This window comes from Bradyrhizobium sp. (assembly GCF_016462955.1).
Taxonomy (GTDB): Bacteria; Pseudomonadota; Alphaproteobacteria; order Rhizobiales; family Xanthobacteraceae; genus Bradyrhizobium.
This window is the reverse complement of record NZ_JAEMSD010000341.1, coordinates 2,616-7,653: the sequence shown is the minus strand read 5'-3', so window position 1 is coordinate 7,653 and position 5,038 is coordinate 2,616. Positions and strand designations below refer to the sequence as shown.

General features: G+C 64.0%; 4 protein-coding genes and 1 pseudogene. All 5 read right to left on the bottom strand.

The annotated features are described in order from the left end of the window. Positions 1-794, bottom strand: a 794-nt coding sequence (locus JHD07_RS27440) for a carbohydrate kinase (protein ID WP_291627753.1), incomplete at its 3' end; no start/stop codon positions are given. Between the two features lie 84 nt (positions 795-878). Beyond that, positions 879-2,069 (bottom strand): multiple monosaccharide ABC transporter permease, encoded by a 1,191-nt coding sequence (gene mmsB / locus JHD07_RS27435; protein WP_291627751.1) that lies wholly within the window; start codon positions 2,067-2,069, stop codon positions 879-881. Continuing rightward, a complete protein-coding gene (mmsA, locus tag JHD07_RS27430; RefSeq protein ID WP_291627749.1) occupies positions 2,066-3,643 on the bottom strand; it encodes a multiple monosaccharide ABC transporter ATP-binding protein in 1,578 nt (525 codons plus the stop codon). Before mmsA ends, mmsB begins: the two co-directional genes overlap by 4 nt. Before the next feature lie 148 nt (positions 3,644-3,791). Beyond that, on the bottom strand, positions 3,792-4,862 hold the full coding sequence (gene chvE / locus JHD07_RS27425; protein ID WP_291627747.1) for a multiple monosaccharide ABC transporter substrate-binding protein: 1,071 nt from the start codon (positions 4,860-4,862) through the stop codon (positions 3,792-3,794). 71 nt (positions 4,863-4,933) lie between these two features. Continuing rightward, positions 4,934-5,038: pseudogene (locus JHD07_RS27420) on the bottom strand (SMP-30/gluconolactonase/LRE family protein); the annotation flags it as partial.

Sequence of the window (5,038 nt, the reverse complement as noted above, 5' to 3'; positions counted from 1 at the left end):
CGACCCTGTTCATGCAGGGCGAACAGCAGAGCGGCCTGAAAACTGTCGCCGGCGCCGATCGTGTCGGCCACTTCGACCTTGGGCGCGGCGACCTCGATCTGCCCCACTCCTGCGTGCCAGGCCATCGCGCCGCCGCTGCCGCGCGTGATGACGACGAGGCTCGCGCCCTGCCCGAGCAGTGCGGTCGCACGCTGCCGATATGGCTCGTCCCCAAAGAGGTAGGCAAAATCGACGTCGGACATCTTGACGAGATCGGCCTCGGCGGCAAACGCGGCCATGCGCGCGAGATAGGCCGGCTTGTCCTTGACGAGGTTGGGGCGACAGTTGGGATCGAAGGAGATCGTCGACGTCGCCCGCGCATCGGTGACCAGCGCCATCGTCTCCGCCGCGCCGGGGTCGTCGACCAGCGTGGTCGAACCGACATGGACGGCCTCCACGTCCCCGAAGTCAATCGTCCCGCGCCGATAGCTCCAGTTCCGCGTCGCAGTTCCGGCGTCGTAGAAGGCGTAGTGCGACTCCCCGGCAACGACGCGAACGAAAGCGAGCGTGGTCTGGTGATCGCTCCGCGTGGCAAGACCGAGGTCGACGTTCGACGCTGCGGCGTGATCGGCGATCATCCGTCCGAACAGGTCGGTGGAGATGCCGCCGACGAAGCCGGCCTGCGCGCCCAGCCGCGCCAAGCCGATCGCAACATTGAGGCAGGAGCCGCCGACCGCCGGCATCACGGCCGCGCGCCCGTCGACGTTCCGCGTCGGCACGAAATCGATCAGCGCATCGCCGCAGGCAATCAGCATGGCAGTGAACCTCTTGCGATGGTCCGCATCGCTGCGCGCACGCGCGTTGCGCCTTTTGCCACCCCTACCGGACCGTCAATGCGGCTACCGCCGCTGATTGTAGACGTCAATACACACCGCTCCGAGCAGCACCAGCCCCTTGATCACCTGCTGATAGTCGATGCCGATGCCGAGGATGGACATGCCGTTGTTCATCACGCCCATGATCATGGCGCCGACCACGGCGCCGCCGACGCGCCCCACCCCGCCATAGGCAGAGGCGCCGCCGATGAAGCAGGCGGCGATGACGTCGAGCTCGAAGCCGAGCCCCGCTTTAGGCGTCGCGGTGTTGAGGCGGGCGGCGAAAACGAGCCCGGCGAGCGCGGCGAGCACCCCCATGTTGACGAAGGTGAGGAAGGTCAACCGCTCGGTCTTGATGCCAGACAGGCTTGCCGCTTTGGCATTGCCGCCGACCGCGTAGATCTGCCGCCCGATCACGGTGCGGCGGGTGACGAAGCCGTAGAGCGCGATCAGCGCGGTCATGATCACCAGGACGTTGGGCAGGCCGCGGTGCGAGGCAATCAGATAGGTGAAGTAGAGCACGGCGCAGGCGAGCAGGATGCTCTTGCCGAGAAAGAACGCATAAGGCTCAACCTCGATACCGTGCGACTGCTCGCGTGAGCGGCCCTTGGCGCTGGCGTAGACGAGGCCGAGCGCGAGCGCGGCGCCGATCAGCATGGAGGTCGGATGCAGCGTGCCGGCCTCGGGCAGCAGTTCAGGAATGAAGCCTGAGGACAGCTTCTGGAACGTCGCCGGGAACGGGCCGAGCGACTGGCCCTGCAACACCGCGAGCGCGAGGCCCTTGAACACCAGCATGCCGGCAAGCGTGACGATGAAGGACGGGATCTTGAAATAGGCCACCCAATAGCCCTGCGCGGCGCCGATGGCGGCACCGACCAGGAGGCAAGCGATGAAGGCGAGCGTGTAGTCGACCTTGTAGGTTACCATCAGCACGGCGGCGACCGCACCGATGAAGCCTGCGACCGAGCCGACCGACAGGTCGATATGCCCGGTGACGATGACGAGCAGCATGCCGAGCGCCATGATGACGATGTAGCTGTTCTGCAGCACCAGGTTGGTGAGGTTGAGAGGCTGCAGCAGCGTGCCGCCGGTCATGACCTGGAAGAACAGCATGATCGCGATCAGCGACATCAACATGCCGTAGTTACGCAGATTGTTCTTGATGAAGCTGCCGTGCCGGCCTTCTTCAGGCAGCGATACCGTCTTGTCGGTCATGGCTGCATTCCTCCCATCTCCGCGGCCGCGGGCGCGGCGTTCCCAATGCTTCGTTCGTTGCGCATGATGGCGCGCATGATCTTCTCCTGCGTCGCATCTCTGCCGCTGAACTCGCCAACGAAGGCGCCGTCATTCATGACGCAGATGCGGTCGCAGATGCCGAGCAGCTCGGGCATTTCCGAGGAGATCACCACGACGCCGCGGCCCGCCTCCGCCAGCTCGTTGATGATACAGTAAATCTCGTACTTGGCACCAACGTCGATGCCCCGGGTCGGCTCGTCCAGAATCAGGACCTTGGGGTCCGTCATCAGCCATTTCGACAGCACCACCTTCTGTTGGTTGCCCCCGGAGAGCTGGCCGGTCTCCTGGTAGACGTCGGAGCAGCGGATGCGCATGCGGGTGCGGTAGTCGCTGGCGACCTTCAGCTCAGCGATGTCGTCGATCACGCGCCGAGGCGCGATCTGGTCGAGGCTCGCGAGCGTGATGTTCTTGCGAACATCGTCGGCAAGGATCAGCCCGAGCTGCTTGCGGTCCTCGGTGACGTAGGCAAGGCCGGCGTCGATCGCGGCCGCGACGTTCGGCAGCGTCATCTGCCTGCCCTCGAGCCGGAGACTGCCGCTGATGGCGGTGCCCCATGAGCGGCCGAACAGGCTCATCGCGAACTCGGTGCGGCCGGCTCCCATCAGGCCGGCGATGCCAACGACCTCGCCTCGCCTGACAACGAAGTTGACGTTCTTGATCACCTGGCGGTCGGGGTGAATGGGGTGATAGACCGACCAGTTCTCGACCGTGAGAACGGGCTCGCCGATCTTCGCGCTGCGCTCCGGGAAGCGATGAGCAAGATCGCGGTTGACCATGCTGCGGATGATGCGGTCTTCCTGGATCGGCTCAGCATGGCAATCGATGCTGTCGACGGTGCGGCCGTCGCGCAGCACCGTGATGTGATCGGCGACCTTGGCGACCTCATTGAGCTTGTGCGAGATCAGGATCGAGCTGATGCCCTGCTCGCGGAACGCCATTAGGCGCTCGAGCAGCGCGGCGCTGTCGGCCTCGTTGAGGCTCGCGGTCGGCTCGTCCAGGATCAGCATGCGCACCCGCTTGGAGAGCGCCTTGGCGATCTCGACCAGCTGCTGCTTGCCGACGCCGAGATCGGTGATCAGCGTATCCGGCGATTCCTTCAGGCCGACCTGGGCGAGCAGCTCCCGCGTGCGACGGTACACCTCGTCGCGGTCGATCACGCCGAACTTCGATGGCGGATGCGACAGGAAGATATTTTCCGCGATCGACATCAGCGGGATCAGCGCCAGCTCCTGGTGGATGATGATGATGCCCAGCGCCTCGGAATCATTGATGTCGCGGAAGCGCCGCTCCGCGCCATCGAAGACGATGGTCCCCTCGTAGCTACCGTGCGGATAGACTCCGCTCAGCACCTTCATCAGCGTCGACTTGCCGGCACCATTCTCGCCGACGAGCGCGTGGATCTGCCCGGCGCGAACCGAGAAATTGACATCACGCAGCGCCTGCACGCCGGCAAAGCTCTTGCTGACGTTGCACATCTCCAGCATGGCGGTCATGGCATCGTGTCCTTGAACTTAGATCCATCCTTCCGCCGTCATTCCGGGGCGATGCGAAGCATCGAACCCGGAGTCTCGAGGTTCTCAGGTGCGCAAGAGCGCACCATAGTTCGCCCTTTGGGCGCCCCGGAACGACGGCGGAAGAAATCTACTGGAACTGCGACTTCTTGTAGTAGCCGCTGTCGACCAGCACCTTCTCCCAATTGTCCTTGTAGACCACCACCGGCTTGAGCAGATAGGACGGTACGGTCTTGACGCCGTTCTCGTAGGTCTTGCTGTCGTTGACCGTGACGTCCTTGCCGGCGAGCGCGGCGTCGACCATGTCGGCGGTGACCTTGGCGAGGTCGCGGGTATCCTTGAAGATGGTGGAATACTGGTCGCCCCGCAGCATCGCCTTGATCGAAGGCACCTCGGCATCCTGGCCCGAGATGACGGGCATCGGCTGGCCGGCGCTGCCATAGCCGACGCCTTTCAGCGAGGAGATGATGCCGATCGAGATGCCGTCATAGGGCGACAGCACGGCATTGAGCTTCTTGTTGCCGTAGTAGGCGCTGAGCAGATTGTCCATGCGGGCCTGAGCAGTGGCGCCGTCCCAGCGCAGGGTCGCGACCTTGTCCATGCCCATCTGGCCGGAGACGACGACGAGCTTGCCGCTGTCGATATACGGCTTCAGCACGCTCATGGCGCCGTTGTAGAAGAAGTAGGCGTTGTTGTCGTCGGGCGAGCCGCCGAACAACTCGATGTTGAAGGGTCCCTTGCCTTCCTTGAGGCCGAGCCCCTGCTCGATCGACTGAGCCTGCAGCACGCCGACCTGGAAATTGTCGAACGTTGCGTAGTAGTCGACATTCGGCGTGCCGCGGATCAGCCGGTCATAGGCGATCACGGTGATGCCTTTTGCTTTCGCCTGCTTGAGCACGTCGGAGAGCGTGGTGCCGTCGATCGCGGCGATCACCAGCGCCTTGACGCCTTTGGTCACCATGTTCTCGACCTGCGAGAGCTGGTTCGGAATGTCGTCCTCGGCATATTGCAGGTCGGTGTTGTAGCCGCGCTCCTTCAGCACCTTGACCATGTTGTTGCCGTCGTCGATCCAGCGCGCCGAGGATTTGGTCGGCATGGCGATGCCGACGGTCGCCTTCTGGGCGAGCGCGGCGACGCCTGTTGCCATAGTGGCCGCGCCGGCCAGCGCCAGCGCGAGGAAGGTCGTCTTCAGTTTGAGCATGTTTCACTCCCTTGGGTGTCAGAATGTTTCTTGGTGGTTGCGAGAACGTGGTCGTAGGCTGCCGCTGTCTCCTATGCGAGCTTGACGTCCGGCTCCGCGCGGCCGCGCGCGGATGCCTCCAATAGAAAGGTGCAGCCGGCTTGCGGATCGGTAGCTCGTGCTGCCGCGTCCATGTC